The following is a 25,616-nucleotide window of genomic DNA, read 5'->3' on the forward strand; positions in this document are numbered from 1 at the left end:
AAGTAACAAAGTATAAAAACCAACAAACAAAGATTACAAAAAACTATATAATACTCTTTATAAATAAAATACACCAAATTTACTTACTCTAGCAACTCTTTATTATCCCACCCTTTCCCTTTTACACTAGAATTTCTATCTTTTATTTTTTCAGTTTCTCCCCAACAATCCTAATGTTAAAAATTACAAAGCTCATCATCAAACACCCACAAACCTATACAAAAACCTATACAAACCTTAAATTTACCATTTTAAAATATTTATATTTTATTCTATTACCTTCCAATACACAACTCACACATTATTGATTAAGCAACCTATTTGCATATAATAAGACTATTTAAAAATATAAAATAATATTATTATCTTTAAACCAAATACTATTTCTCTTTTTTAAGACAAATTTACCGCTAACAATAAGCAATATCTCTTATATTAAAATAACTTTTTTCTTTAATAGTTTTCAAGTATTTTTATTTTTATTATCTAAATCTTATATTTCTTATATCCATTCACACACTTATTATCTATATTATCTTATAATTCTTTTCTATCTATTCAATGATTTAGTTAATATAAGTTTTACAAGGGAGAAATAAAAAGCAGTTTAACTCATTTTCTTTTACACTCTCATCTCCGCACCGTCCTACTTTACCACATCTGAAAGTTGCAGTATCATCAGCGAAGAAGAGCTTAACTTCTAGGTTCGGAATGGAGCTAGGTGGAACCTCTTCTCTATTAGCACGAAGATGACAATGTAAAAAAAGCCTATTAGTATCAATCACTAACTAAGATTTAAGAGTGCTTTACACTCATTAAGGCAGTGGCTTAAAGTCTTTATATTAAGCCAATCGGTCTATTAGTAGTAGTCAGCTAAACATATTACTATGCTTACACCCCTACCCTATCAAGCAGGTAGTCTTCCTGCGACCTTCAGGGATTGTTCATCTTGGAGTTGGCTTCACGCTTAGATGCTTTCAGCGTTTATCACATCCATACGTAGCTACGCTGCGATGCCCATAGCAGGACAACAGCTACACCAGTGGTATGTCCATCCCGGTCCTCTCGTACTAGGGACAGATCTCCTCAACAATCCTACGCCCACGGCAGATAGGGACCGAACTGTCTCACGACGTTCTGAACCCAGCTCGCGTACCGCTTTAAATGGCGAACAGCCATACCCTTGGGACCTGCTCCAGCCCCAGGATGCGATGAGCCGACATCGAGGTGCCAAACCTCCCCGTCGATGTGAGCTCTTGGGGGAGATCAGCCTGTTATCCCCGGGGTACCTTTTATCCTTTGAGCGATGACCCTTCCACACAGAATCACCGGATCACTATGACCGACTTTCGTCTCTGCTTGACTTGTTTGTCTTACAGTCAGGCTGGCTTATGCCATTACACTCTACAAATGATTTCCAACCATTTTGAGCCAACCTTTGCAAGCCTCCGTTACTTTTTAGGAGGCGACCGCCCCAGTCAAACTACCCACCAGGCATTGTCCTACTAGAGGATAACTCTAGCTAGTTAGCAGACAGAAACATTAAGGGTGGTATCTCAACGATGGCTCCATCTCTACCAGAGTAAAGATTTCATAGCCTCCCACCTATGCTGCGCATAATGCTCCCATCGGCAGTGCCAAGCTGTAGTAAAGGTCCACGGGGTCTTTCCGTCTTGCCGCGGGTAGGAGGAATTTTCACCTCCACTACAATTTCACTGAATCACTCTTTGAGACAGCTCCCATCTCGTTACGCCATTCATGCAGGTCGGTATTTAACCGACAAGGAATTTCGCTACCTTAGGACCGTTATAGTTACGGCCGCCGTTTACTCGGGCTTCAATTCAAAGCTTCGCCTTGCGGCTGACTAATCCTCTTAACCTTCGAGCACCGGGCAGGCGTCACACCTTATACTTCCTCTTACGAGTTGGCAAAGTGCTGTGTTTTTGGTAAACAGTCGGGAGGGACTCTTTGCTGAGACCTAATTGCTTAGGCACACCTTATCGCGAACTTACGGTGTTAGTTTGCAGAGTTCCTTAAAGAGAGTTCTTTCACGCGCCTTAGAATACTCATCTCATCTACCTGTGTCGGTTTGCGGTACGGGCAACATTAGCTAAACTTAGAAGCTTTTCTTGGCACGACGATCTTAACAATTCTCTCATCCATCCGAAGACTTCAGAAAGCCTGTTGGGTTTGGGATACGGGAGCGGATTTGCCAATCTCCTAACTTGCACCCTTCGGCTAGCATTTCTATCGGCTAGCTTGTCTTGACCCTATGCGTCCCTCCATCGCACACTAATGTTGGTATTGGAATATTAACCAATTTTCCATCGACTACCCCTTTCGGACTTGTCTTAGGACCCGACTAACCCTACGATGACGAGCATAGCGTAGGAAACCTTAGATTTACGGCGAAGTGGATTCTCACCACTTTTATCGCTACTCATTCCTGCATGCTCACTTCACACCGCTCCACCACTCCTTACCGGTATGGCTTCAACGCTGATGTGAACGCTCTTCTACCACTGTGCATCAGCACAATCTACAACTTCGGTGTCTATCTTAGCCCCGTTATATTTTCAGCGCAAAATCACTAGACCAGTGAGCTGTTACGCTATCTTTAAAGGATGGCTGCTTCTAAGCCAACCTCCTGGTTGTCTAAGTAACTTCACATCTTTTTCCACTTAGAATAGAACTTTGGGACCTTAGTTGGTAGTCTGGGTTGTTCCCCTTTAGACGATTGATTTTATCACCCACCGCCTGACTCCCAAGATACGGTAATAGGTATTCGTAGTTTGACAGGGGTTGGTACCGCGGTGAGCAGCCCTAGCCCAATCAGAGCTCTACCCCCTATTACTATCACTTGAGGCTATACCTAAATATATTTCGAAGAGAACCAGCTATCACTGAGTTTGATTGGCCTTTCACCCCTATCCACAGCTCATCCCAACCCGTTTCAATGGGTACGAGTTCAGTCCTCCGGTGGGTGTTACCCCACTTTCAACTTGGCCATGGATAGATCACTCAGCTTCGGGTCTGCAGCATCTGACTTAAGCGCCCTTTCAGACTCGCTTTCGCTACGGCTTCACATTAGTTTAACCTTGCCAGATACCACAACTCGCAGGATCATTATGCAAAAGGCAGTCCATCACCCTGATAAATCATAGGGCTCTGAATGATTGTAGGCAAATGGTTTCAGGTTCTATTTCACTCCGCTCACTGCGGTTCTTTTCACCTTTCCCTCACGGTACTGGTTCGCTATCGGTGTAGTAGTAGTATTTAGGGTTGGAGGGTGGTCCCCCCAGCTTCAGCCCGGATTTCACGTGTCCTGACCTACTCTGGATCCTGCTACCTAAAAATACTCTTTCATATACGGGACTATCACCCTCTATGGCTATCCTTTCCAGAATGTTCTATTAGAGTATTTTAGTGGATATTGCAGTCCTCAACCCCGAATGCAAGCATTCGGTTTGCCCTATTCCCCTTTCGCTCGCCGCTACTAAGAGAATCTCGTTTGATTTCTTTTCCTCTAGTTACTGAGATGTTTCACTTCACTAGGTTCGCTCCATTTAAGGTAATATGTATTGCTACATATTGGGTTGCCCCATTCGGAAATCTAGGGATCAAAGTTTCTTGACAACTCCCCCTAGCTTATCGCAGTCTAGTACGTCCTTCATCGCCTCTACTACCCAAGGCATCCACCATTTGCCCTTCACAAGCTTAACTGACTTTATTCTAACGCCACTGCCTTAAAGAATGTAAATCTCTAAGATTAACAATCTTTAGGCAAATCTTTAGTTATTTGTTTGCGTGATTGTAGTTATTTACTTATATAGGCTTTAACAATGAGTTTTTAAATAACTTTTAGACTTAAAAAGTCTAATGTGAATCTTAAGATTAAAAAAACTCACATTAAACCTTTTAATGGTGGAGAATAGCGGGATCGAACCGCTGACCTCCTGCGTGCAAAGCAGGCGCTCTCCCAGCTGAGCTAATTCCCCAATGGTGGGCTTAGGAGGACTTGAACCTCCGACCTCACCCTTATCAGGGGTGCGCTCTAACCACCTGAGCTATAAGCCCCTACTCTAAAGCTTGGATGATCTCTGAAAACTAAGCAGGAAAAAAGACTTCCTTATTCAACTAAATAAATGAATATTTAGTGATGTCTCTTGAAAGGAGGTGATCCAACCGCAGGTTCACCTACGGTTACCTTGTTACGACTTCACCCCAGTCGCTGCATCCGCCGTGGGCGGTAACTAGTTTAGTATTCCGACTTAAGGCGAATACAACTCCCATGGTGTGACGGGCGGTGAGTACAAGACCCGGGAACGTATTCACCGTGACATGGCTGATTCACGATTACTAGCGATTCCAGCTTCATGTAGTCGAGTTGCAGACTACAATCCGAACTGAGAGATGTTTTAGAGATTGGCTCCACTTCGCAGTATTGCTTCTCTTTGTGCACCCCATTGTAGCACGTGTGTAGCCCTAGGCGTAAGGGCCATGATGACTTGACGTCATCCTCACCTTCCTCCTCCTTACGAAGGCAGTCTCCTTAGAGTGCTCAGCCAAACTGCTAGCAACTAAGGACGAGGGTTGCGCTCGTTGCGGGACTTAACCCAACATCTCACGACACGAGCTGACGACAGCCGTGCAGCACCTGTTTTCAAGCTCCCTAAAAGGGCACTCCACTATCTCTAGTAGATTCTATCAATGTCAAGCCTAGGTAAGGTTCTTCGCGTATCTTCGAATTAAACCACATGCTCCACCGCTTGTGCGGGTCCCCGTCTATTCCTTTGAGTTTTAATCTTGCGACCGTACTCCCCAGGCGGAATGCTTAATGCGTTAGCTGCATTACTGCAAGGACAAGCCTCACAACAACTAGCATTCATCGTTTAGGGCGTGGACTACCAGGGTATCTAATCCTGTTTGCTCCCCACGCTTTCGCGCATCAGCGTCAGTAATGTTCCAGCAGGTCGCCTTCGCAATGAGTATTCCTCTTGATCTCTACGGATTTTACCCCTACACCAAGAATTCCACCTACCTCTCCCATACTCTAGAGTAACAGTTTCAAATGCAGTTCTATGGTTAAGCCATAGGATTTCACATCTGACTTGCTACCCCGCCTACGCGCTCTTTACGCCCAGTGATTCCGAGTAACGCTTGCACCCTCCGTATTACCGCGGCTGCTGGCACGGAGTTAGCCGGTGCTTATTCGTTAGATACCGTCATAATCTTCTCTAACAAAAGGAGTTTACAATCCGAAAACCTTCATCCTCCACGCGGCGTTGCTGCTTCAGGGTTTCCCCCATTGAGCAATATTCCCTACTGCTGCCTCCCGTAGGAGTCTGGACCGTGTCTCAGTTCCAGTGTGTCCGATCACCCTCTCAGGCCGGATACCCGTCATAGCCTTGGTGAGCCATTACCTCACCAACAAGCTGATAGGACATAGGCTGATCCTTTAGCGAAAAACTTTCCCCCGTAGGGAGTATCTAGTATTAATCACCGTTTCCAGTGGCTATCCCAGACTAAAGGGCACATAACCTATGCATTACTCACCCGTGCGCCACTAATCCACTTCTAGCAAGCTAGAAGCTTCATCGTTCGACTTGCATGTATTAGGCACGCCGCCAGCGTTCACTCTGAGCCAGGATCAAACTCTCCATAGAAAATGGGGAGTTAAAAATCTTAATAAAAAGACTTAAACTCTCCATAAAAATAAATTGGATTGTTTGTCCTAAAATCTCAAAATCTCTGTTTTATAGATTTGTGGTTATAAAACTACAAAGTCATAAATGAGTTTATGTTGTATGATTTTAGAAATATAAAAAGAATAGAAATAATTTCTAGGTTGTCTTTTTTATATTCCTGCTTAGTTGTCAAAGATCATTTTAACTTTAAATCAATGTTTATGTATATAAAGCCAAAAGAACACTTTTTTTATGCAAAAAAGGAAGTGGAATTATAGCAGCTTAAGCTTAAGGGGAGATTAAAGGGGGAGATTTTATTATTTTTCTCCCCAGCGATTATATTTATAGAAAATTCCTAGACTATCACACCATTTACCTATCAACATCTCTTCAATACTTTTAAGATTATCTCCAGCATAATAGCCCATTATAGGCGGTGCTATAATCACTCCAAGTCTTGAGAGTTTTAGCATATTTTCTAAAACAATCATTATTTTTCTCCCCAGCGATTATATTTATAGAAAATTCCTAGACTATCACACCATTTACCTATCAACATCTCTTCAATACTTTTAAGATTATCTCCAGCATAATAGCCCATTATAGGCGGTGCTATAATCACTCCAAGTCTTGAGAGTTTTAGCATATTTTCTAAAACAATCGGACTTAGGGGCATTTCTCGTGGAGAAAGCAAAAGCTTTCTTTGTTCTTTTATCATAACACTTGCAGCACGAGTAATCAAGGTATCACTAATCCCACAAGCAATTTTTGCCAAAGTATTTTGAGAGCAGGGAATCACTGCCATCGCCTCACAAACAAAAGAACCACTAGCAATGCAAGCTCCCATATCGCTATCTTCTAACATAAAAATCTTATTATCTTTAGCTTGTATTGCTTCAAATTCTAAGTATTCATTTTGCCCTTCTTCTGAAAACAAAACCTGCTTAGCTCCATTTGAAATTACGCAATATTTTTCTAACTCCTTAGGTAAAGCTTTTAAGAATCGCAATCCAAGCCCTGCTCCACTTGCTCCACTTATCCCAATAATAATTCGCTTCATTGCAAAATTCCTCTTCCTTCATCAATGACTTTAACTTGATAAGTCTTTTTACCCTCAAGTGCTTTAGCTCTTATCACATCGCCAATGGCTCCATTTTTAAGTGCTTCTAGCACAAACTCTAGCACCACTCCTTCTTCTTGCACACTCACCACAATTTTATCACCCTTTTTGACAACTCGTTTAGCTACTAATCGATCGTGTGTTACCAAGACTTCTTTTGGGGTATAAGAACGCACTGCTACTTTGCCAATCTCATCACTTCTCATTAATTCACTACCAATTTTATCAAAAGGAATCTCAACTACACGAATATTTTGATAGGTAATTGTCTGCCCTCCGCTGATTTCATCTATTGTTACCATTCCCTCTAAAGTGGCATCAAGATTGTATTTAAAAAACACTTTTTTATTACGCCCATTTTCTTCTATTACCACATCAAAAGTACCTTCCTTGCGTTTTAAAAGCTTAGAATGAAAATCAATCTCTCTTATTGCATTAGAGTTAAAATCTGTTGGTGTAATTTGTTCTAATTCAATCGATCGAATCTTAATATTATTTTTTTTGTATTCTTGCAAAAATAAACCTGCAATATAATTCTTAATGCCTTCAATATCACCTTTAATGCCTTTTTTAAAGGTAACAACTGAAGATTTTGCACCCATTTGTATGCCTTCTTTTTCAAATAAAGCAATAAGTTGTGAGCTTTTGATTTGAAAATTACTAGAATTTGTAGGAATCTCTAAAAGCAAAAAATTGTGATCTAATTGCGGAAATAATGTTTTAGCATAGATTTTATTCTCACTAAAAGAATATTCTTCTTCTAATACAAAATATTCTAATCCATACAAAGTAATTCCAAAAAAGAGAAAAATTCCAAGAATCCTTTGGAGCATTTATTCTCCCTTTAACTTTAGCTTTGTGATACGCAACGCATTGCTCACTACACTCACTGAACTAAGCGCCATTGCCATTCCTGCAAATGCTGGTTGCAAAATAATTCCAAATGCAGGATACAAGACTCCAGCAGCAATAGGAATCAAAACTATATTATATATGTATGCAAAAAATAGATTCTGCTTGATGTTGCTTAAAGTTGCAAAGGAAATTTCAAACACCTTAATAATCCCCTTTAAATCATCCTTTAAAAGCAAGACATCTCCTATTTCTTGAGCTAACTCTGTAGCATTAACAAAAGAAATACCAAAATTAGCTTGTTTAAGCGCTAAAGCATCATTAATTCCATCTCCCACAAAGCACACTCCACCCTCTTGTGCAAGTTTTGCCACCACTTCGGCTTTTTGTGTGGGATTTACCCCTGCATAAAATCTTGAAATCCCCACGCTCTTAGCCACTCTCTCCACGCTCTCTATATTATCTCCACTTAAAATAACAGATTGTATTCCTTTAATCTTAAGAGATTCTACCACTTCTTTTGCGCCATTTTTAATTGAATCTTGCAAATAAAACAAAGCCAAAAGCTTTTCATTATCACATAGGGCAATCACATTTTCCCTGCTTTTTATCTTTTCTATCCTACCTAAAATCTCTTCAATCCACCCTAATGATCCCAAAAAATATTCTTTTTTCTGATATTTTGCCCTCACTCCCTTAGCAATAAGATATTCTTTTTCTTGCAATTTAATTGCCTGTTTATCTGCTTTAAAATACTCCAAAAATGCCTTTGCAATAGGATGAGGATTGTTCTCTTGCATCGCATAAACCAAACTCGCAAGAAAGTTTAAATTAAACTCCGCATTTTTTTCAACTAGCTCAACATTCTTTAGCGTAATTTCACCCTTTGTAAGCGTTCCTGTTTTATCAAATACAATCGTTTTAATCTGCCTTGCTCTCTCATAAATCTCTGGAGACTTAATTAAAATCTCACTTTTTTTTGCACGCATACTCGCACACACAATCGCTAATGGCACAGCAAGCCCCAAAGCACAAGGACAAGAGACTACCAAAATAGCTGCTGCAATGGATAAACTAAAGGCAAATCCCATACCCATCATCCACCAAAACACAAAGGCTACAAGACTTAAAATCACAATACTTGGCACAAAAATAGAAGCAATCTTATCTGCCATTTTGCCAATAGGCGGTTTTTGAGTTTGTGAAAGCTCCAAAAGATCTAGCATTTCATAGACAAAAAACTCATTAGAATCTTTACTAGATTGAATGGTGATTTCGCCATTTAATACCAAACTTCCTCCAATAACTTCACTGCCTACTTCTAGCACTCTAGGCATTTCTTCGCCATTGATATGCGCGCTACTAACTTCTGCGTTCCCCTTTATTACAATTCCATCTAGCGGAATCTTCTCTCCACTTACCACAAGACATTCATCACCTTTTTTAATTTGATTAATAGCAATCCACTCTGCTTTTCCATTTTTTAAGATTCTAGCTTGACTTGGCAGAATCTTAACCAAAGATTCAAGCTCATCACCTGCCTTTTTTTTGGCTTTACTTTTCAAAAATTCCCCCAGTAAAACAAAGCAAATCACCGCACTAGAACCTTCAAAATAATACCCATTACTCTCACCAATAACAAATAAATATAATGAATACAAATACGCCACACTCGTTCCAAGTGCAATCAACACATTCATATCTGCACTTTTAGTCTTAAAAAAACTTTTAGCACCTACATAGAAAGGATAACCACAATACACCTGCACTATCGTTGCCAAAATGAGCTGAATAGTGGAATTCCAAGCGTTATGAAATCCACTCATATGTAATATAAAAATCAATAAAAACAAAGGGATTCCAATCCACAAACGCTTTTTTAGACTATGAATATATAAAATTTCTAATTCCTTAGCATTATCCTTTGAAGCAGGAAATCCATAAGAAGTAATTAATTCAACAATTTCTTGCTCACTCACTTTTGTGGAATCAAAAGCGATTTTTGCCCTACCGCTAATTGCATTAATCTTAATATTTGTAATGCCTGATACTTTTTTTAAGTTATTTTCAATCGTTGCAGAACAAGCACTACAATGCATTCCGCTAATATTTAATTTCACAACTTCTGTCATTTTATCCCTTAAATCCTAGGTGTATTAAATATTTATCTCTAAGAAAATATGGCTTTAAAGTTAATTTTATTAAGATTCTAACGAATTCCTTTTTTAGTTACATTTAAAATCAAGCTATTTTAAATAAAAAACTTATTATAATTACAAAAATAAAACATTTAAAACTAAATGACTTCAAGGAAAACCTATGTTGCATCGCAAAAAAATTTACAATCCTAGTTCTAACGAAAGCGTTAATGAGCGGAGAATTTTTGGCGGCAACCCAACAAGCATCTTTGAACTTAATAAAATCAAATACCAATGGGCTTATAACCTTTGGAAAGTAATGCTTGCGAACTCTTGGTTTCCAGAAGAAGTAAATATGACACAAGATAAACGCGATTACGCAGATGGGCTTACTCCTGAAGAAAAAATTGGCTATGATAGAGCTTTAGCGCAACTTATTTTTATGGATTCTTTACAAACCAATAATCTAATTGATAATGTCAATCCCTATATCACAAGCCCAGAAATTAATCTTATCTTGGTGCGTCAAGCCTTTGAAGAAGCACTTCATTCACAAAGCTATGCAGTAATGGTAGAATCAATCTCGGCTAATACCGATGAAATTTATGATATGTGGCGGAGTGATATGCAGCTAAAGGCTAAGAATGATTATATTGCAGAAGTTTATGAGCAGCTTGCAACAAATCCAATAGAACGCAATATCATCAAAGCAATGTTTGCCAATCAAATTTTAGAAGGGATCTACTTTTATAGCGGTTTTGCCTTTTTTTACACTTTAGCAAGAAGTGGAAAAATGCTCGGAAGCGCTCAAATGATTCGCTTTATCCAACGCGATGAAGTAACTCATTTGATTTTATTTCAAAATATGATTAACTCTGTTAAAAAAGAATCTCCAGAACTTTTTACTAAAGATTTAGAAGAAGAAGTTATTGAAATGTTTAGAGAAGCTGTTAAGGTAGAAACTGCGTGGGGAGAATATATCACACAAGGACAGATTCTTGGATTAACTAGTGAAATTATTCAAGAATACATTAAATATCTAGCCGATGAGCGATTAAGACGCATTGGGCTACCTACACTTTATAATGCCAAACACCCTATCAAATGGGTTGATTCTTTTAGCTCTTTTAATGAGCAAAAAACCAATTTCTTTGAGGGAAATGTAACAAATTACGCAAAAGGGAGTATTAACTTTGATGATTTCTAAACAACTCTATACTTTACAATTTAAAACCAAACAAAATTTTGAAGAAAATCTTGCACACTTTAAAAATCTTATTTTAGAATGTGAGAGCGATTCTGTTATTCTTGCTCCTGAAGTTGCTTTAACCAATTTTTGCTACCAAAGAATGGAAGAAGCGAGTGAATTTGCCAAAGAAGCAACCGAAACTCTACTCAAGCTTTCAAGCGAAAAAACAATTATAACCACAATGATAGAAAAATATAAAAATGGTTTTTATAATAATCTTAAAGTTTTTCATAAGGGCGAACTTCTACACAAGCAAAGCAAACATAAACTTTTTCCATTAGGCAATGAACATTTGCATTTTCAAGCAGGAAACATTGAAGAGATTTCTCCTTTTATGATTGATGGAATCAAATGCGGTGCTATTAATTGCTTTGAATTAAGATTCATTGAGCTTTGGCAAAAACTCAAAGGCTGTGATCTTATTTTTGTCCCAGCACAATGGGCAAAAGAGCGAAAAGATCACTTCCAAACTCTGACCAAAGCCCTTGCAATCACTACTCAAAGTTTTGTTATGGCAAGTAATAGTGCCAATGATTCTATGGGGGGAGGCAGTGCAATCATTACTCCTTTTGGCTATGCAACCCAAGATGATTCACAAGAGATTATAAACCTAAAAGCAAATTTCAATGATGTTGCAAAAGTGCGAAAATTTATTGACATAGGACTTTGATGCAATCTATCAAAACTGCACAAATGGTTCGTGAAATTACACGACAATTTCCTTTAAGCCAAAATGTCCAAAATGCCCTTTTAAAAATCAACCGAGAAATTTTTGTGCCTGAGGGCTTTAGGCATTTAGCCTATTCCCTTGATGCACTTCCTATGGGCGCTAGTCAATGGATTAGTTCTCCACTTACTGTGGCAAAAATGACAGAATATCTTCAATGTGAGGGTGCAGATAATGTCTTAGAAATAGGCTGCGGAAGCGGTTATCAAGCAGCTATTCTTAGCTGTCTTGTGCGTAGAGTTTTTAGTATTGAAAGAATTGAAAAGCTTCTCAATGAAGCACGCTTAAGAATCAAAACTTGCAATCTTAGCAATATTAACACAAAGCTTGATGATGGGCAAAAAGGTTGGAGTGCGTATGCGCCCTATGATAGAATACTCTTTTCAGCAGTAGCCACAACAATCCCTCAAGAAATTTTTGAACAACTCCAAATAGGTGGGATTCTTGTAGCACCCATCCAAAAAGGTAATCTCCAAATTATCACACGCTTTTATAAACATAATCATTCTATCACTTCAGAAGAACTTGATTCTTGCATTTTTGTGCCTATTCAAAATGGCATTGAATAGTGCTTAATCTTTTACAAAATCGCAAATCTTTCTTACCTCTCCTTTTAAATACAATGTCCCTTTGTCTTCTCTTAAATATAAATCTTCTCCACTTGCTGGATTAAAAAGGCAAGGATTAGAAACTTTACCCAATAAGAACAAATAATAAAACATTGCTGCCATTCCTGTCCCACAAGCAAGAGTTTCATCTTCTACCCCACGCTCAAAAGTTCTTGCCAAAACTCTATTGTCTTGCAATGAAGCAATATTGATATTGGCATTATATTTATGTCGCAAAAATCTTAAATCCTCTTTATTTAAAAATGCAAGATTTGCATTTTCACACACTAAATGCGGCACTCCTGTATTAAGCAACCACCATTTTACACCAAATTCACTAATCTCTTTTTGTAAAATATCCGCCTTGCTTAAAGCACTCTCCGCCCAATTTCCCTCTATACTAACCCCTATCACTCCTGCCTTGCTTAAAAATTTTTGTCTCTCTCCTGCTAACCCCAAATCTCTTGCATACATTGCAGCTGCCCTACTCCCATTTCCACACATTTCAGCCACACTACCATCGGCATTATAAAATTCCCATTCAAAATCATATTCCAAATGCGGCTTTAAAATAATCAATCCATCAGCTCCGATTCCCTCTTGACGATGACAGATTTTCTTAGCTAATTCACTATAAGAATTCTCTTTATATCTAAAAGTATGCATTAATATAAAATCATTTCCACTTGCAGAATATTTACTAAAAAACATTGCTTTAACCCCTTTTATTTTTAAAATTATAACATTATATAGAGTATTTCAAGATTCCATATGATAAAATCACAAAATTATATCTATAATATTAGAGGTTTTTATGCTTAGATTTGCACCAAGCCCAACAGGTGATATGCACATAGGAAATCTGCGTGCTGCTATTTTTAATTATATTCTTTGTATGCAACGCAATGAAAAATTTCTTTTACGGATTGAAGATACCGACACTGCAAGAAATATTGAAGGAAAAGACAAAGACATTATGTTTTTGCTCACCCTTTTTGGAATTAAATGGGATATGCTTATTTATCAAAGTGATAATTTCCCACGCCATCGCCAACTTGCAGATTATCTCATCTCACAAGATAAGGCATTTTACTGCTATTGCACTAAAGAATTTTTAGATCAAAAACGAGAAGAATCAAAAGCAAAACACGAAGCTTTTCGATATGATGATTCTTGGGCAACACTTCAAAAAGATTCTAATCCGCACCCAGTTATTCGCTTAAGAGGCTCCAAAGTAGCAATGGAATTTACTGATAAAATCAAAGGAAAAATAGAATTTTCACCCAATGAATTAGACAGCTTTGTCATTCTTAAAGAGAATGGGATTCCAACTTATAATTTCGCCTGTGCAGTAGATGATATGCTTTATGATATTGACTTTATCGTGCGTGGAGAAGATCATGTAAGCAACACTCCTAAACAAATGCTCATTCACCAAGCATTAAATTATCAAAAAAATATCGAGTTTGCGCATTTGCCTATTTTACTCAATGAAGAAGGCAAGAAAATGAGCAAACGCGATAATGCTTCAAGTGTGCAATGGCTACTTAATGAGGGCTATTTACCCCAAGCTATTGCTAATTATTTAATTTTAATTGGTAATAAAACGCCTTGCGAAATTTTCACCCTTAAAGATTCGATAAAATGGTTTGATATTCAAAATATCGCCAAAGCTCCTGCAAAATTTGATATTAATAAACTTCGCTTTTTAAATCGCGAACACTTTAAGCTCCTTAGTGAGCAAGATTTAGCAGTGCTTTTGGGCTATAAAGATTCTAGTATTGGTGCTTTAGCAAAGCTTTATTTACAAGAATCAAGCACCCTTAATGAGTTGCGTGAGAAAGTTGATAGAATCTTTATGAAAAAATCTTTGCTTTTAGAATCAACGATGGAATTTCAAGAAGAGATTAAAACTTTGCAAAATACTCTACAAACAATGCTAAAAACACAAGATTTTACCAAAGAAGATTATGAAAATTTCAAAAGTCAAGCTATGAATCATTCTAATCTCAAGGGCAAAAAATTCTTTAAGCCTTTAAGATTCTTACTTACAGGCTATGAACACGGACCAGAACTTAGCGATTTATTCCCTATTTTAAGACTTTATTTGCAAGATATCATTAGGAGTTAAAATGGTTTTAAGCACTTTTATTCAAGCGGTTGCACAAATTCTAAGTATGGCAATTAATATTTATATTTGGATTGTAATTATCGCTGCGCTTATCTCTTGGGTGCGTCCAGATCCTTACAATCCTATTGTGCAAATTCTCTACAAACTCACAGAACCAGTGTATGCAAAAATTCGTCGCTTTATCCCAACTATCATTGGCGGAATCGATATTACTCCCATTATTGTAATTCTTGCTTTGCAATTTATTAATCTCTTTTTTGTAAAGTTACTCTATAGCTTTGCAAACACTCTCTAAGGAAATGCCATGAAAGTGCTTTTTTTGTTATTTTCTCTTTTACTTTGTGCTTCTGCCAACTCCCAAAATCTTACTTTAGATTACCTAAAAGATCAACCCAAAGGAATCTCACGCGATTTTTATATTTGGCTTTTTTTACAACAAGATATTAACCCCAAAGAAGCCACAGAAGCCTATAATCTTGCTTTAAGAAAAAATGCTAAACTCTTTGGGCTTTATTACAAAAAAGGCAACAATAAAACTCTCTCAAAAAGAACCATTTGCCAACAAATGAAACTTCAAAAATTAATCAAACAAGATTCGCAATGTATTGCTTATGGATTAACACTTAAAAAAGCTGAAACGCTAGAACCAAAAACCTTAATCCAACTCTCCAAAAAACTCCAAAATACAGACTTAATTCTTGCTACTCAACTAAAGATTCTTGCCTCAAAAAAACCTTTTAATGAGCTTATCAAAACCGATGCTAAAATCTTTAGCGACTTTTATTTTGGAGTTTCTAGCAATTACAGAAAACAATTCCTTAATGCTCCACTTCCCAAACAAACTTTACTAAATTATATTTCCCAAAAACATCCACCTTTTATGAAAGTTTTACGACAGGCTATTCTTAATACAGATATGCAAGTTTTTAGTCATTCTTTATTGCAAGTATCCCCTCAAGAAATACTTTCTTTTTTAGATGATGAAAGTGCCTTTTATTTAGGGTTAAATGCTATTAAAAATAAGAATACTTCTGATTCTTTAGACTTTTTTATTCATTCTTCAGAAATTGCAAAATATTCATTTGAAAAAAATCGTGGGCTTTTTTGGGCTTACCTTGCTTCCAAGGATTCTACTTACCTTCAAAAGCTCTCTCAATCTAAATCAATGGATCTCTACACCTTAGCAAGTTTGGAATTCACAAACAACAAGCCGCAATTTGAAATTCTCTATGATATTCAAACTGCTGATACTTTTGCAAAATGGGATATTAAAGATCCTTTTGAATGGGAAAAAATCCGCGATTCTTATAAGAATCAAACTCCAAAAAACAAAGAAGCACTCTTACAAAAAGTCAATCATCTTAATACCAAACCCCATTTCTTTTGGCTCAACAAAGAACCCAATAAAGAATATTTTCTCAAGCCTTTTCCAACAATTATGAATCGCTTCAATAATGACACACAAGCACTTCTTTATGCGTTAGGAAGACAAGAAAGTCTTTTTATCCCTACTGCAATTTCCACTTCCTATGCCCTTGGAGTAATGCAGCTAATGCCCTTTAATGTAACAGCTATTGCCAAACAAATGGGCGAATCAGAAAAAATCACTTACCAAGATATGTTTGATCCTGCGATTAATATTCCCTATGCAGAATATTTTACTCGCCCTTTACTCAAGGAATTTAAACATCCTTTGTTTGTCTCTTATGCTTACAATGGCGGTCCAGGATTTACACGCAGACTCTTACAAACCAAGCAACTCTTCAGAAAGGATAATCCACTTGATCCTTGGTATAGTATGGAAATGATTCCTTATGAAGAGACAAGAAAATATGGCAAAAAAGTTCTTGCAAACTACATTATTTATCAAAAAAGTTTTGGCAAGGAAATTGACCTACAAAATACACTTCAAGACACTCTTATTTATTAATTAAAAAGCAAATCTTTGTTTGCTTTTTAAAGATTTACTTGAGCTTTACAACTCCGTTTTAAAGAATTAAAGTTTTTGGCGTAAAAAGCTAAAAGGAGGAAGTGGCAATGGAAGTGCGATTCTATTTTCATTTCCACTATGAATAGAATCAACCTCTTTGCCATTTTCTAAGACAATCTTAAAGAATCTCATAAACTTTTTATCATCTTGCGTATAAATCTCACCCAACTCATTTTTACCTTCACAAATACTTGCTTCATTGGGGCTTACAATCTCCTTTGCCTCTCCCACTCTAATAGTATGACGACAAAGGGCAAATTTGCCATCTTCACTTACTTCGGCATTGACTTGATAACTCCCCTCGCTAATTGCAGTTAGATGATTTTGCATATTGTTTTTTTCATAAGGACGATGAATCAAATATCCATCGCTAAAACCTCGATTTTTAAGCGTTTCTAGCTCTTTTTCATATTTTTCTAACTCAAAGTTTCCATTAAAATATCCATCAATAGCTTCCCTATAAGCTAAAGCTGTGATTCCTGCATAATAACTCGATTTTGTTCTTCCCTCAATCTTTAGCGAATCAATCACACCACTTTCTAAAATCAAAGGCATATGCTCCATAAGTTTTAAATCTTTGGAATTAAAAATATGCGTCCCTACCCCCTCTTCTTCTACAAGTCTCATCATTACGCCATTATCAGGATTTCTAACATAATATTCATAATCAAATCGGCAATCATTGGCACAACTTCCACGATTTGGAACGCGTCCGCTTTGAAGGGCTGAGATAAGACAACGACCAGAAAAAGCAAAACACATACTACCATGCACAAAAATCTCAATTTCTAAATCCGGCAAAGCTTTTTTGATTTCAATTGCATCTTTTAAGCTTAGCTCTCTTGCAGCGACGATTCGCTTTACTCCCATTTCATAAAACACCTTTGCATCTAGCACATTAAGCACATTTGCTTGTGTGGATAGATGAATAGGTATTTGCGGAGCGATTTCTTTAGCAAGTCTTACCACTCCAGGTGCTGCAACGATAAAAGCATCAGGGTTTAATTCTGCCATTTTGCGGATATGGGCTTCCAAAAGTTTAATTTGTGAATTAAAGGGAAATCCATTAATCGTAACATAAATTCTCTTGCCCTTTTTGTGCGTATATTCTACGCCCTTAGCAAAACTCTCATAATCAAATTCTTTACCTGCTCGATTCCGCAAAGAGAAATGGCTAACTCCCCCATAAACAGCATCCGCACCATATTCCAAAGCAATTTTTAATTTCCTAAGATTGCCTGCAGGAGACAGCAATTCAGGCTTTTTTAGATTCTTATCCATTGTTACTATTTACCAAAATTTGCAATCAATGCCTCAATGTCTTCTTCATTGACAACATTTTCTGTATTATCACCTTGAATATGCACAGCAGAGCTTACACGCTTAGCATCATCTACTTTTCCTTCAAAAAGCGAACTCATATAGCGAGAAAGCGCACGCATAACATTAATAACCCGCTCAATTTTTTGACGATGAATATCTTGATATTGCATAATATCCATTGCTTCCAAAGATGCATTGCTAATATCTTGAGAAGCATTTGAGAGCGTTTCCATAACGCTTTTTACTTCCGCCACTTCTTCTAATTGTTGCGAAAAAGTGTGAAAATCTGGGAATTTTTGGTGTAGTTTTTGAAGCATTGCTTCTTGAGATTTTATAAATTTATCAATCTTAGCAAGCCCTTCTTCAATATCCATTCCTGCATTATTAATCAACTCTAATTTATCAAATGTTTCTGTGGCTTTAACCTCCGAATCTCTCGTTACATCATCAAGTTGATGCACGACTTTATGTTCTGTTGTCGGTGGTGGTGGTGGCCAACTTGCCTCTGAATCAATACGAAAATCTTCTGTTTTTATTCCCTGTGTTGATTCGCTTTCTGTCTTATCTTCTTTAGTTTCAGCTTCTTTTTCTTCATTAGTAGCTTTATCTTCCACTGCGTCTAACACATTTTCATTTAATAACGCATCTAATTCTTCTTGTGTCATTAATCTAACCTTAAATCATAGTAATTTAATATGCAATTATACGATTAAAATTTTGTATTTTACTTTAAAACTTCCAAAACTTTTTATTTAAAACTAAGCATACTTTTATTTTTAATTTTTCAATTCTTAAAGTATTCCAAATTATTTTTTGATACAATTCCGCTTTTTTCTTTTCAAGGGATAATAATGCAAGATAAAATCAAAATTTGGCTAGGCGTTTTAGCTATTAGCCTTGGTGCTTTTATTTTAAACACTTCAGAATTCGTGCCTATTGGACTTTTAAGTCTCATAGCACAAGATTTTAATATGAGTGAAGCCAAAGTTGGCTTTCTTATTACAATGTATGCTTGGGTAGTCGCTTTAACTTCTTTGCCTTTAATGCTTCTCTTTTCTAAGGTTGAGTTAAAGAAGCTTTTGCTTTGTGTGATGACTTTGTTTGTTGCAAGTCATATTTTATCTAGCTTAGCAAATGATTACATTACTTTGGTAATTTCAAGAATCGGAGTAGCTTTTTCTCACGCCCTTTTTTGGTCGATTGCTACTCCTATGGCAGTGCGTGCTGCTCCAGAGGGCAAACAATCACTCGCACTTAGTTTTGTTGTAACAGGAACCGCTATTGCCTTTATTGCTGGATTGCCATTGGGGCGTGTGATAGGCTTATATCTAGGCTGGAGAACCACTTTTTTAGTTATAGGGATTGTTGCTTTTTTAGTTTTACTTGTCATTTGGAGAGTTTTCCCAACTATGCCAAGCACTGGAGGGATTTCTATCCGAGAACTTCCACAAATCCTTAGAACCCCACATTTATTAAGCGTTTATCTTTTGACGATTCTTTTAACCACTGCACATTTTACCGGATATAGCTATATCGAGCCTTTTTTAGCCCAAATTGCACACTTTGATAAAACAGAAATCACACTCCTTTTAGTCGCCTTTGGAGCCATTGGATTTTTAGGTAGCTTTTTATTTACAAAATATCACGACAATCACATTTTAGGATTCACTTATTTTGCTCTCTTTGGAATTATGGCTAGTCTTTTTGTATTGCAAATTTTTGCCTATAGTGGCTTTAGCATAGTGTTTATTTGTATTTTTTGGGGATTGTGTATCACGATTTTTAACCTAACTTTTCAATCCAAAATCATTCACTTAGTCCCCAAAGCCACCTCCATTGCAATGTCAATGTTTTCTGGGATTTATAATATAGGAATTGGTGGTGGAGCATTCATTGGTGGAATCGTCGTAGATAAGCTTGAAGTAGGCTATATTGGATATGTAGGCGGATTTATTGCATTACTTGGTTGCGTTTATTATCTTTTAATTAAAAAGGTTTAATCCAAAAAGGTATCCTGAATTCCAAAAAATTATGATTTTAGATATAATAAATCATAAAAAAATCCTCTTGAAAATATTTAAAGCTATTTGTGCTCGATAAGTTCCAAAAATAAAAGAAATTGAGAACACTTAATTGCAATAGCCATATCTATTTAGTTAGGAATTAAAGTAAGGTTTATATTATGAATGTTTTAGATTCAAGATTAATATCTGTTGCAATTCTAAATCGCAATATTGACTTTAAAAAACTCCAGGAGTTTCAAGATGTACTCAAAGCGAAGTTTTCATATTTTGAAATCTTGCTAATTAATCCAAAATTTACCACTTCTGCAAAAGAAGTAGAAAATGATGACATTATCAAAAATTCACCCAATTTAAGAATTTTAAAAACTTCTAATAACATCGACAAAAATCTATACTATCAAATTTTTTTAAGAAATTGCATAGGCGATTGTATAGCATTTTTTGATTTAGAGAAAAATAGTTTTCAGGATCTTTTAGAAATGCTTGGCATAGCCAATAAATATGATATTGTTATTGGCGTTAGAAAGAAAAAAAATCAAAATTTATTTCAAAAAATTATTTCTTATATGTTTTATCAATTCATTAGATTATTTTACCATTATGATGTTAGGCAGGATTATAGCGACTTTTATATTTTAAATCGAAAAGTAATTCACTATCTTTTAAAAGAAAAAACAAATATTTATCTTTTAAGATTAATTCAATTTGATACTTGTTTTAGCAAATATGAATATTATTTTATTCCAATAGGAGTCGGTGAAAAAGTTAATTTCTTCGATTCTGTAGGTCTTGGAATTGATATTGTTATACAAAACTCATATAGAACTTTAAGATTAGCAACAATTCTATCCCTTTGCGCTTCCTTTTTTAATTTTTTATATTTTATTTATGCAATGGGATCTTATTTTTTTAATATTAATGTAATGGGGGGTTGGACATCGACTTCAGCATATTCTTCAATTATAAACTTTTGTTTATTTTTGGTTTTGGCAATTTTTGGAGAATATTTAAGGATCATTTTAATGCGAACAAAACATAACAATCTGCACGAATTAGTTGAAGAAGAAAGCAATTTTCAACTATACATTGAAGAAAAAAATATAAGGAATAGTTAATGTTAAATATTGTTTTTCCGGTTCTAAATGAGGAAGACAGCCTAGAAAAAGGGATTGCTGAGACTATATCCTTTTTAAATAGCAATAATATTCCATATTCCATCACAATTGCCGATAATGGATCTACCGATAAAACCCAAAGTATTGCACAAGAAATTTCTGCTAAAAATAAAAATATTTATTATCTAAAACTCAAAAGAAAAGGTGTTGGTTTAGCTTTTAGAGAATCCATAAAATACAACACTCAACATTTAAAATGCCCTTATATTGGTTACATGGACATTGATTTAGCAACAGATTTAAAACATTTAAAAGAAGTGTATTCTCTTTTAAAAAAGGGCGATAAGATAGTCGTTGGGTCTAGATTATTAAAAAATTCAAAAGTGTCTGGAAGAAGCATTAAAAGGGAAATAACTTCAAGAGCATTAAACTTGATATTAAAAATATTGCTAGGTGTAAAATTTAGCGATGCAATGTGTGGATTTAAATTTTATGATACAAAAACAGCTGAATTTTTAGTCAATAATTGTGGTATTGATGATAGTTGGTTTTATTGTGCCCAAATGTTAATTGTAGCAGAAGCAAAGGGTCTTAAAATATCTGAAATTCCAGTTGTATGGCAAGATGATCCAAATTCAAAAGTAAAAATCCTATCTTTATCCCAAATTTATCTAAAAGAGATTTTTAAATTACTATACAAAAAGATAAAGAGGGCAATATGAAAAGCATTATTATTGGAAATGGACATTGGGGAAATATCTTAAAAAAATACATAGAACAAGATTGTAATTTTAGCATTTTGGAGATCTTTGGGAGAGATTTTTCTCCTTTAAAAATCCCAAAAACTACACAAGCAGCTTTTATCGCAACACCCCTTCAATCACATTTTAAACTCGCTCTTGAATGTCTAAAATTAGGAATTCATGTTTTTGTAGAGAAACCAACCTGCAAAAGTTCTAAGGAATTTGACATTTTGCAGTCTGTAGCTGAAGAAAACGGAGTGCGAATCTACACAGATTATATTTACCTAACTTCTCCCTCAATAATAAAAATTCGCGAAAATCTATCTAGTCTCAATAATATCACCAGTGTCAAAGCGACAATTAAACAATATGGCAAATTTTACGATGGAGAAAGTGCTTTAGAGGTTTTAGGGGTGCATTTTTTGAGTGTTTTTGTGTTTTTATTTGGCAGCTTGGAATTAATAGAAAAAAATAATCTTAATCCACATGACAACGATTTCTTATTTAATTCCAAAGGAATTACAATAAAGCTTGAAAGCTCTTTAATCTCTAAAATCAAAGAAAGGACAATGAATATTACTGCAGAAAATGGCACAATAGCCTTTGATATGTTGTCCGCTGATACCGTGAAAATGACAATCAATAATAAAGATATGACTTTCAGTTTTGATGAAAAAAACAACTTAGTCAATTCTCTTCGTAAATTTTATGACATATTGCACAATAAAAACAAATACATGGAGCATATACGCTTAAGCTCTAATGTGATGAAAATTTTAGATGAGTGTAATTCGTGAAATACGATTGCATTATCATTGGAGCTGGCTTTTATGGCTGTATGCTTGGAATAGAGCTTAAAAAACGATTCAAAAAAGTCTTAATAATTGAAAAAGAAGAAGACATCCTAAGGCGAGCTAGTTTAATAAATCAAGCTAGGGTTCATGGTGGTTATCATTATCCAAGAAGTTTGGTTACGGCAGCTAGGAGTTTAAAAAATTTTGATAGATTTTGCAAAGATTTTTCTGAAGCCATAAAAAAGGACTTTGAAAAATATTATGTGATTTCTCGCATTGGTTCCAAAACAAATGCAAGGCAATTTTATCAAATTTTTCAAAAAATGAATGCTCCCATCTCAAAAGCTCCCAATCATATTTATAATTTTTTCAATAGAGATATGATTGAAGAGATATTTTGTGTTAGAGAATATGCTTTTAACGCCAATATTTTAAGAGAAATTTTATCACATCAATTAAAAAAGTTAAATTGTGAAATTTTGCTTGATTTGGAAGTCAAAAGTGTGAATCATCGCAATAATGAAATAGAGGTCGCAACACAAAAACAATCCTTTTTTGCAGATCATGTTTTTAATTGCACCTATGCAGGTTTAAACAAAATTCTTAAAAATTCCAATTTGCCATTATTAAATTTAAAATCAGAAGTTACAGAAATGGCTTTAATTGAGATTCCAGAAGAAATAAGAAATTTAAGCTTTACAATTATGGATGGGGAATTTTTTTCAATTATGCCATATCCAGCCTATAAGCATTCAAATGGGTGTTTAAGCACACTAAGCCATGTTCGCTACACACCACACTCATCTTGGCTAGATACAAAGCATTTTCACGATGGTTATTCTGTACTAAAAAACACAAAAGAATCAAATTTTATTTATATGCTAAAAAGTGCAATGCGCTTCATACCTCTAATTGAAAAAAGCAATTATATTAACTCGCTATTTGAAATAAAAGTTGTGAGCATAAATAATGAAAATGATGATGGTCGCCCTATTGTTTTCACTAAGGATTATGGAATAAAAAATTTCTCCAATATTCTTGGTGGAAAAATTGACAATATTTATGATATTTTAGGAGTGTTAAAAAATGAAACTTGAAGCAAATACTAAAAACAATCAGTTTTTGTTTATTTTAGGATTATTTCTAATTCTTTTTATATGGAATTTACTATTTTTGCCACAATCTGATGATTTTGCTCATTACTTCAGTGCAATAGATGATAATAAAAATTTTTTATCAAGCTATTTTGATTGGAATGGACGATTTGGCGAACTACTAAGCACCACTTTTTTTGGAAAAATCTACTTTTCGGATTATTCATGGGTTTTTGATTTCCTAAATGCTGGAGTTGGCGTAATCTATCTTTGTGCATTTTTTGTATTATGCTTTGGAAAATTGCCATATAGCAAAGAAGATTTTATGTCTTTTGCATTTATATTTGGCTTCATATGTATTTTTGGTCATTTTGGTGCTATATTTTTATGGGGCGCTGGAGCTTCAAATTACTTATGGGGAGTGGGTTTTATTCTATGTTTTCTACTTCCTTTTAGACTTTATTGGGAAAATAACGGCACAAAAAAAACCCCTTCTCTAAAAGTTTCAATATTTCTCTCTTTGTCTGCATTAATTTTTGGATTTTTAGCAGGAATGTCTAGCGAGTTTATTGGAATTGCAATAATAGCCTTTTTGTTTTTATTGTTTTTTGTTGCTACAATAAAAAAATGGAAGTTACCCATTTGGCAATATTTAGGTTTTTTGAGTATCAGCATTGGTTGGTTAGCTTTATTTCTATCCCCAGGAAGCAGAAAAAGATCGGAAGTATTAGCAGAAACAAATGCCTTTATACCACTCTCCGATTTTTTTGACTTGCCATTTTTAGATATGATATTACTAATTAATCAAACCTTTAATTCCCCTGCTACCTCAATGATTTTTAGGATATTTTTGATAATTTTTGTTGCATTTTTTATAGTCAAAATGGGTTATATTAAGAACTTCAACAAATATTCTTATATTAATAAAGCAATTGTTATTTTCTTGTTTTTACTCTTTTGCTTGATACTATTAGCATTTTCAAAACATATCTGCGCATTTTTATTATATATAGCTTTATTGTTTTGCATTATAAAACTTATACAAATAGATAATAAATACTTTATTTTTTTGGGGCTATTTATAGCATGGCTACTGATGGATTTATCGCTTTTTCAGCTTCATGGACATATCGCTCCAAGAGCAGAACTTGGAAAAGATTTAACATTAATTGCAATGAGTGTATTTATGTTTAGAGAACTCTATGCAAACCATCCTAGGTTTATTGGAAAATTAATAATTGGACAATTTATCATTGGAATTTTATTTGCAAGTCTTGGGAGCTATAGCGTATGGAAACAATCAAATTATATAGAAAATGCATCGTCAAAAGAAGGAATGCAAAGCGAAGTGGTGCTACCTAAGGATATTAGATTTAACAAAATCATAGAAAAATATTTTTTGGATTATTCTCTTATTACTAATGATCCGCAAAATTGGGTAAATCAGGTAATTGCTAAGTATTACAATGTAAAAAGCTTATATATAGAAAAATGAAGCTGCTAAGCAAGATTTTTAACATAAAAAAATATTGTAATTGGCAATTTTTGCGTTACTGCATTATCGGCAGTATTAATACAATCATAGGATTTGGGATTATCTTTTTTTTAATGGCTTTTGGAGTTTTTGCTGAAATGGCTAATTTTATTGGGTATTGCATGGGAATTATTATAAGTTTTATGCTTAATAGCCAATTCACTTTTAAAGCCAAACATAACTATGCATTTTTGCGCTTTTGTTTGGCTATGGGAGTTTCGTATTTGCTAAATTTATTAACTCTAATGTTTTGCTATAGAATTCTTTTGCTTAATCCCTATTTATCTCAAATATTTGCTGGAATCATTTATACAGGAAGTGGATTTTTATTTAGCAAATATTTTGTTTTTAAAGAGCAATGCACACAAACAGAAACTTTTAAATGAAAATCAAGAACTCCCAAAAGCACACAATACCACTCCTTAGCACAAACTTTACAAATCATTCATTATTTTAAGCTTTTTTAAGTTATATTAAATAGTTTTTC

19 protein-coding genes, 2 tRNA genes, 3 rRNA genes and 1 pseudogene are annotated in these 25,616 nt (G+C 35.1%); 13 read left to right on the forward strand and 12 right to left on the reverse strand.

Features of this window, described 5'->3' with window-relative positions:
* Window positions 1–633: 633 nt before the first annotated feature.
* From rrf to HCAN_RS06130, 9 genes are all read right to left on the reverse strand, one after another.
* Window positions 634–749: ribosomal RNA gene (gene rrf, locus HCAN_RS06095) — 5S ribosomal RNA — on the reverse strand.
* Window positions 750–839: 90 nt separating this feature from the next.
* Window positions 840–3,722: ribosomal RNA gene (locus HCAN_RS06100) — 23S ribosomal RNA — on the reverse strand.
* Between the two features lie 200 nt (window positions 3,723–3,922).
* Window positions 3,923–3,998 (reverse strand) — tRNA-Ala (locus HCAN_RS06105).
* 2 nt (window positions 3,999–4,000) lie between these two features.
* A tRNA-Ile gene (locus HCAN_RS06110) sits at window positions 4,001–4,077 on the reverse strand.
* A gap of 92 nt (window positions 4,078–4,169) precedes the next feature.
* A 16S ribosomal RNA gene (locus HCAN_RS06115) occupies window positions 4,170–5,666 on the reverse strand.
* Together the 16S, 23S and 5S rRNA genes with 2 tRNA genes alongside form the textbook arrangement of a ribosomal RNA operon.
* Window positions 5,667–6,004: 338 nt before the next feature.
* Window positions 6,005–6,178, reverse strand: a complete 174-nt coding sequence (locus HCAN_RS08175; protein ID WP_332057422.1) for an HFCD family protein — start codon at window positions 6,176–6,178, stop codon at window positions 6,005–6,007.
* On the reverse strand, window positions 6,178–6,747 hold the full coding sequence (locus HCAN_RS06120; RefSeq protein WP_034556397.1) for a UbiX family flavin prenyltransferase: 570 nt from the start codon (window positions 6,745–6,747) through the stop codon (window positions 6,178–6,180). The genes HCAN_RS08175 and HCAN_RS06120 overlap by 1 nt, the downstream gene beginning before the upstream one ends.
* Window positions 6,744–7,640, reverse strand: a complete 897-nt coding sequence (flgA, locus tag HCAN_RS06125) for a flagellar basal body P-ring formation chaperone FlgA (RefSeq protein WP_006656229.1) — start codon at window positions 7,638–7,640, stop codon at window positions 6,744–6,746. The genes HCAN_RS06120 and flgA overlap by 4 nt, the downstream gene beginning before the upstream one ends.
* Entirely contained in the window at window positions 7,641–9,791 is a 2,151-nt protein-coding gene (locus HCAN_RS06130) for a heavy metal translocating P-type ATPase (protein ID WP_006656230.1), read from the reverse strand.
* Window positions 9,792–9,978: 187 nt separating this feature from the next.
* On the opposite strand from HCAN_RS06130, the gene HCAN_RS06135 reads away from it, so the two are divergent.
* The 3 genes from HCAN_RS06135 to HCAN_RS06145 are packed head-to-tail and all read left to right on the forward strand — an operon-like array spanning window position 9,979 to window position 12,342.
* Window positions 9,979–11,004: a ribonucleotide-diphosphate reductase subunit beta gene (locus HCAN_RS06135; protein WP_006656231.1), complete on the forward strand. Its 1,026-nt coding sequence runs from the start codon at window positions 9,979–9,981 to the stop codon at window positions 11,002–11,004.
* Window positions 10,994–11,716, forward strand: coding sequence for a nitrilase-related carbon-nitrogen hydrolase (locus HCAN_RS06140; RefSeq protein WP_006656912.1), 723 nt, complete (start codon window positions 10,994–10,996; stop codon window positions 11,714–11,716). Before HCAN_RS06135 ends, HCAN_RS06140 begins: the two co-directional genes overlap by 11 nt.
* The gene (locus HCAN_RS06145; RefSeq protein ID WP_006656913.1) at window positions 11,716–12,342 is read left to right on the forward strand and encodes a protein-L-isoaspartate(D-aspartate) O-methyltransferase; all 627 of its coding nucleotides are present in this window, start codon (window positions 11,716–11,718) and stop codon (window positions 12,340–12,342) included. The genes HCAN_RS06140 and HCAN_RS06145 overlap by 1 nt, the downstream gene beginning before the upstream one ends.
* Before the next feature lie 3 nt (window positions 12,343–12,345).
* On the opposite strand, the gene dapF is transcribed toward HCAN_RS06145, so the two are convergent.
* On the reverse strand, window positions 12,346–13,092 hold the full coding sequence (dapF, locus tag HCAN_RS06150; RefSeq protein ID WP_006656234.1) for a diaminopimelate epimerase: 747 nt from the start codon (window positions 13,090–13,092) through the stop codon (window positions 12,346–12,348).
* A gap of 103 nt (window positions 13,093–13,195) precedes the next feature.
* Between dapF and gltX the strand changes: the two genes are divergently transcribed.
* Genes gltX through HCAN_RS06165 form a run of 3 tightly spaced genes read left to right on the forward strand, consistent with a single transcriptional unit; the run spans window position 13,196 to window position 16,442 of the window.
* Complete coding sequence (gene gltX / locus HCAN_RS06155; RefSeq protein WP_006656235.1) at window positions 13,196–14,512, forward strand: glutamate--tRNA ligase; 1,317 nt, start codon at window positions 13,196–13,198, stop codon at window positions 14,510–14,512.
* 1 nt (window position 14,513) lies between these two features.
* A complete protein-coding gene (locus tag HCAN_RS06160) occupies window positions 14,514–14,807 on the forward strand; it encodes a YggT family protein (RefSeq protein WP_006656914.1) in 294 nt (97 codons plus the stop codon).
* 9 nt (window positions 14,808–14,816) lie between these two features.
* Window positions 14,817–16,442 (forward strand): lytic transglycosylase domain-containing protein, encoded by a 1,626-nt coding sequence (locus HCAN_RS06165; protein ID WP_006656915.1) that lies wholly within the window; start codon window positions 14,817–14,819, stop codon window positions 16,440–16,442.
* 66 nt (window positions 16,443–16,508) lie between these two features.
* Here HCAN_RS06165 and HCAN_RS06170 read toward each other — a convergent pair whose 3' ends face one another.
* Window positions 16,509–17,783, reverse strand: coding sequence for a peptidase U32 family protein (locus tag HCAN_RS06170; protein WP_006656238.1), 1,275 nt, complete (start codon window positions 17,781–17,783; stop codon window positions 16,509–16,511).
* A 5-nt stretch (window positions 17,784–17,788) separates the two neighbouring features.
* Window positions 17,789–18,325: pseudogene (locus HCAN_RS06175) on the reverse strand (chemotaxis protein); the annotation flags it as partial.
* Between the two features lie 351 nt (window positions 18,326–18,676).
* On the opposite strand from HCAN_RS06175, the gene HCAN_RS06180 reads away from it, so the two are divergent.
* From HCAN_RS06180 to HCAN_RS06210, 7 genes are all read left to right on the forward strand, one after another.
* Window positions 18,677–19,825: a sugar transporter gene (locus tag HCAN_RS06180; RefSeq protein ID WP_006656240.1), complete on the forward strand. Its 1,149-nt coding sequence runs from the start codon at window positions 18,677–18,679 to the stop codon at window positions 19,823–19,825.
* Window positions 19,826–20,007: 182 nt separating this feature from the next.
* On the forward strand, window positions 20,008–20,964 hold the full coding sequence (locus tag HCAN_RS06185) for a glycosyltransferase family protein (RefSeq protein WP_006656241.1): 957 nt from the start codon (window positions 20,008–20,010) through the stop codon (window positions 20,962–20,964).
* On the forward strand, window positions 20,964–21,686 hold the full coding sequence (locus HCAN_RS06190; protein WP_006656242.1) for a glycosyltransferase: 723 nt from the start codon (window positions 20,964–20,966) through the stop codon (window positions 21,684–21,686). Before HCAN_RS06185 ends, HCAN_RS06190 begins: the two co-directional genes overlap by 1 nt.
* A complete protein-coding gene (locus HCAN_RS06195; RefSeq protein ID WP_006656243.1) occupies window positions 21,683–22,504 on the forward strand; it encodes a Gfo/Idh/MocA family protein in 822 nt (273 codons plus the stop codon). Before HCAN_RS06190 ends, HCAN_RS06195 begins: the two co-directional genes overlap by 4 nt.
* Window positions 22,501–23,598, forward strand: a complete 1,098-nt coding sequence (locus tag HCAN_RS06200; RefSeq protein WP_006656244.1) for an FAD-dependent oxidoreductase — start codon at window positions 22,501–22,503, stop codon at window positions 23,596–23,598. Before HCAN_RS06195 ends, HCAN_RS06200 begins: the two co-directional genes overlap by 4 nt.
* On the forward strand, window positions 23,588–25,090 hold the full coding sequence (locus HCAN_RS06205; RefSeq protein WP_006656245.1) for a DUF6056 family protein: 1,503 nt from the start codon (window positions 23,588–23,590) through the stop codon (window positions 25,088–25,090). The genes HCAN_RS06200 and HCAN_RS06205 overlap by 11 nt, the downstream gene beginning before the upstream one ends.
* Window positions 25,087–25,515, forward strand: coding sequence for a GtrA family protein (locus HCAN_RS06210; protein ID WP_006656917.1), 429 nt, complete (start codon window positions 25,087–25,089; stop codon window positions 25,513–25,515). Before HCAN_RS06205 ends, HCAN_RS06210 begins: the two co-directional genes overlap by 4 nt.
* Window positions 25,516–25,616 lie beyond the last annotated feature (101 nt).

It is taken from the genome of Helicobacter canadensis MIT 98-5491 (assembly GCF_000162575.1).
Classification (GTDB): Bacteria; Campylobacterota; Campylobacteria; order Campylobacterales; family Helicobacteraceae; genus Helicobacter_D; species Helicobacter_D canadensis.

Coding starts and splice junctions, on each gene's coding strand:
- HCAN_RS08175 (WP_332057422.1), bottom strand. CDS start 6,178: ATGATTGTTTTAGAAAATATGCTAAAACTCTCAAGACTTGGAGTGATT.
- HCAN_RS06120 (WP_034556397.1), bottom strand. CDS start 6,747: ATGAAGCGAATTATTATTGGGATAAGTGGAGCAAGTGGAGCAGGGCTT.
- flgA (WP_006656229.1), bottom strand. CDS start 7,640: ATGCTCCAAAGGATTCTTGGAATTTTTCTCTTTTTTGGAATTACTTTG.
- HCAN_RS06130 (WP_006656230.1), bottom strand. CDS start 9,791: ATGACAGAAGTTGTGAAATTAAATATTAGCGGAATGCATTGTAGTGCT.
- HCAN_RS06135 (WP_006656231.1), top strand. CDS start 9,979: ATGTTGCATCGCAAAAAAATTTACAATCCTAGTTCTAACGAAAGCGTT.
- HCAN_RS06140 (WP_006656912.1), top strand. CDS start 10,994: ATGATTTCTAAACAACTCTATACTTTACAATTTAAAACCAAACAAAAT.
- HCAN_RS06145 (WP_006656913.1), top strand. CDS start 11,716: ATGCAATCTATCAAAACTGCACAAATGGTTCGTGAAATTACACGACAA.
- dapF (WP_006656234.1), bottom strand. CDS start 13,092: ATGTTTTTTAGTAAATATTCTGCAAGTGGAAATGATTTTATATTAATG.
- gltX (WP_006656235.1), top strand. CDS start 13,196: ATGCTTAGATTTGCACCAAGCCCAACAGGTGATATGCACATAGGAAAT.
- HCAN_RS06160 (WP_006656914.1), top strand. CDS start 14,514: ATGGTTTTAAGCACTTTTATTCAAGCGGTTGCACAAATTCTAAGTATG.
- HCAN_RS06165 (WP_006656915.1), top strand. CDS start 14,817: ATGAAAGTGCTTTTTTTGTTATTTTCTCTTTTACTTTGTGCTTCTGCC.
- HCAN_RS06170 (WP_006656238.1), bottom strand. CDS start 17,783: ATGGATAAGAATCTAAAAAAGCCTGAATTGCTGTCTCCTGCAGGCAAT.
- HCAN_RS06180 (WP_006656240.1), top strand. CDS start 18,677: ATGCAAGATAAAATCAAAATTTGGCTAGGCGTTTTAGCTATTAGCCTT.
- HCAN_RS06185 (WP_006656241.1), top strand. CDS start 20,008: ATGAATGTTTTAGATTCAAGATTAATATCTGTTGCAATTCTAAATCGC.
- HCAN_RS06190 (WP_006656242.1), top strand. CDS start 20,964: ATGTTAAATATTGTTTTTCCGGTTCTAAATGAGGAAGACAGCCTAGAA.
- HCAN_RS06195 (WP_006656243.1), top strand. CDS start 21,683: ATGAAAAGCATTATTATTGGAAATGGACATTGGGGAAATATCTTAAAA.
- HCAN_RS06205 (WP_006656245.1), top strand. CDS start 23,588: ATGAAACTTGAAGCAAATACTAAAAACAATCAGTTTTTGTTTATTTTA.
- HCAN_RS06210 (WP_006656917.1), top strand. CDS start 25,087: ATGAAGCTGCTAAGCAAGATTTTTAACATAAAAAAATATTGTAATTGG.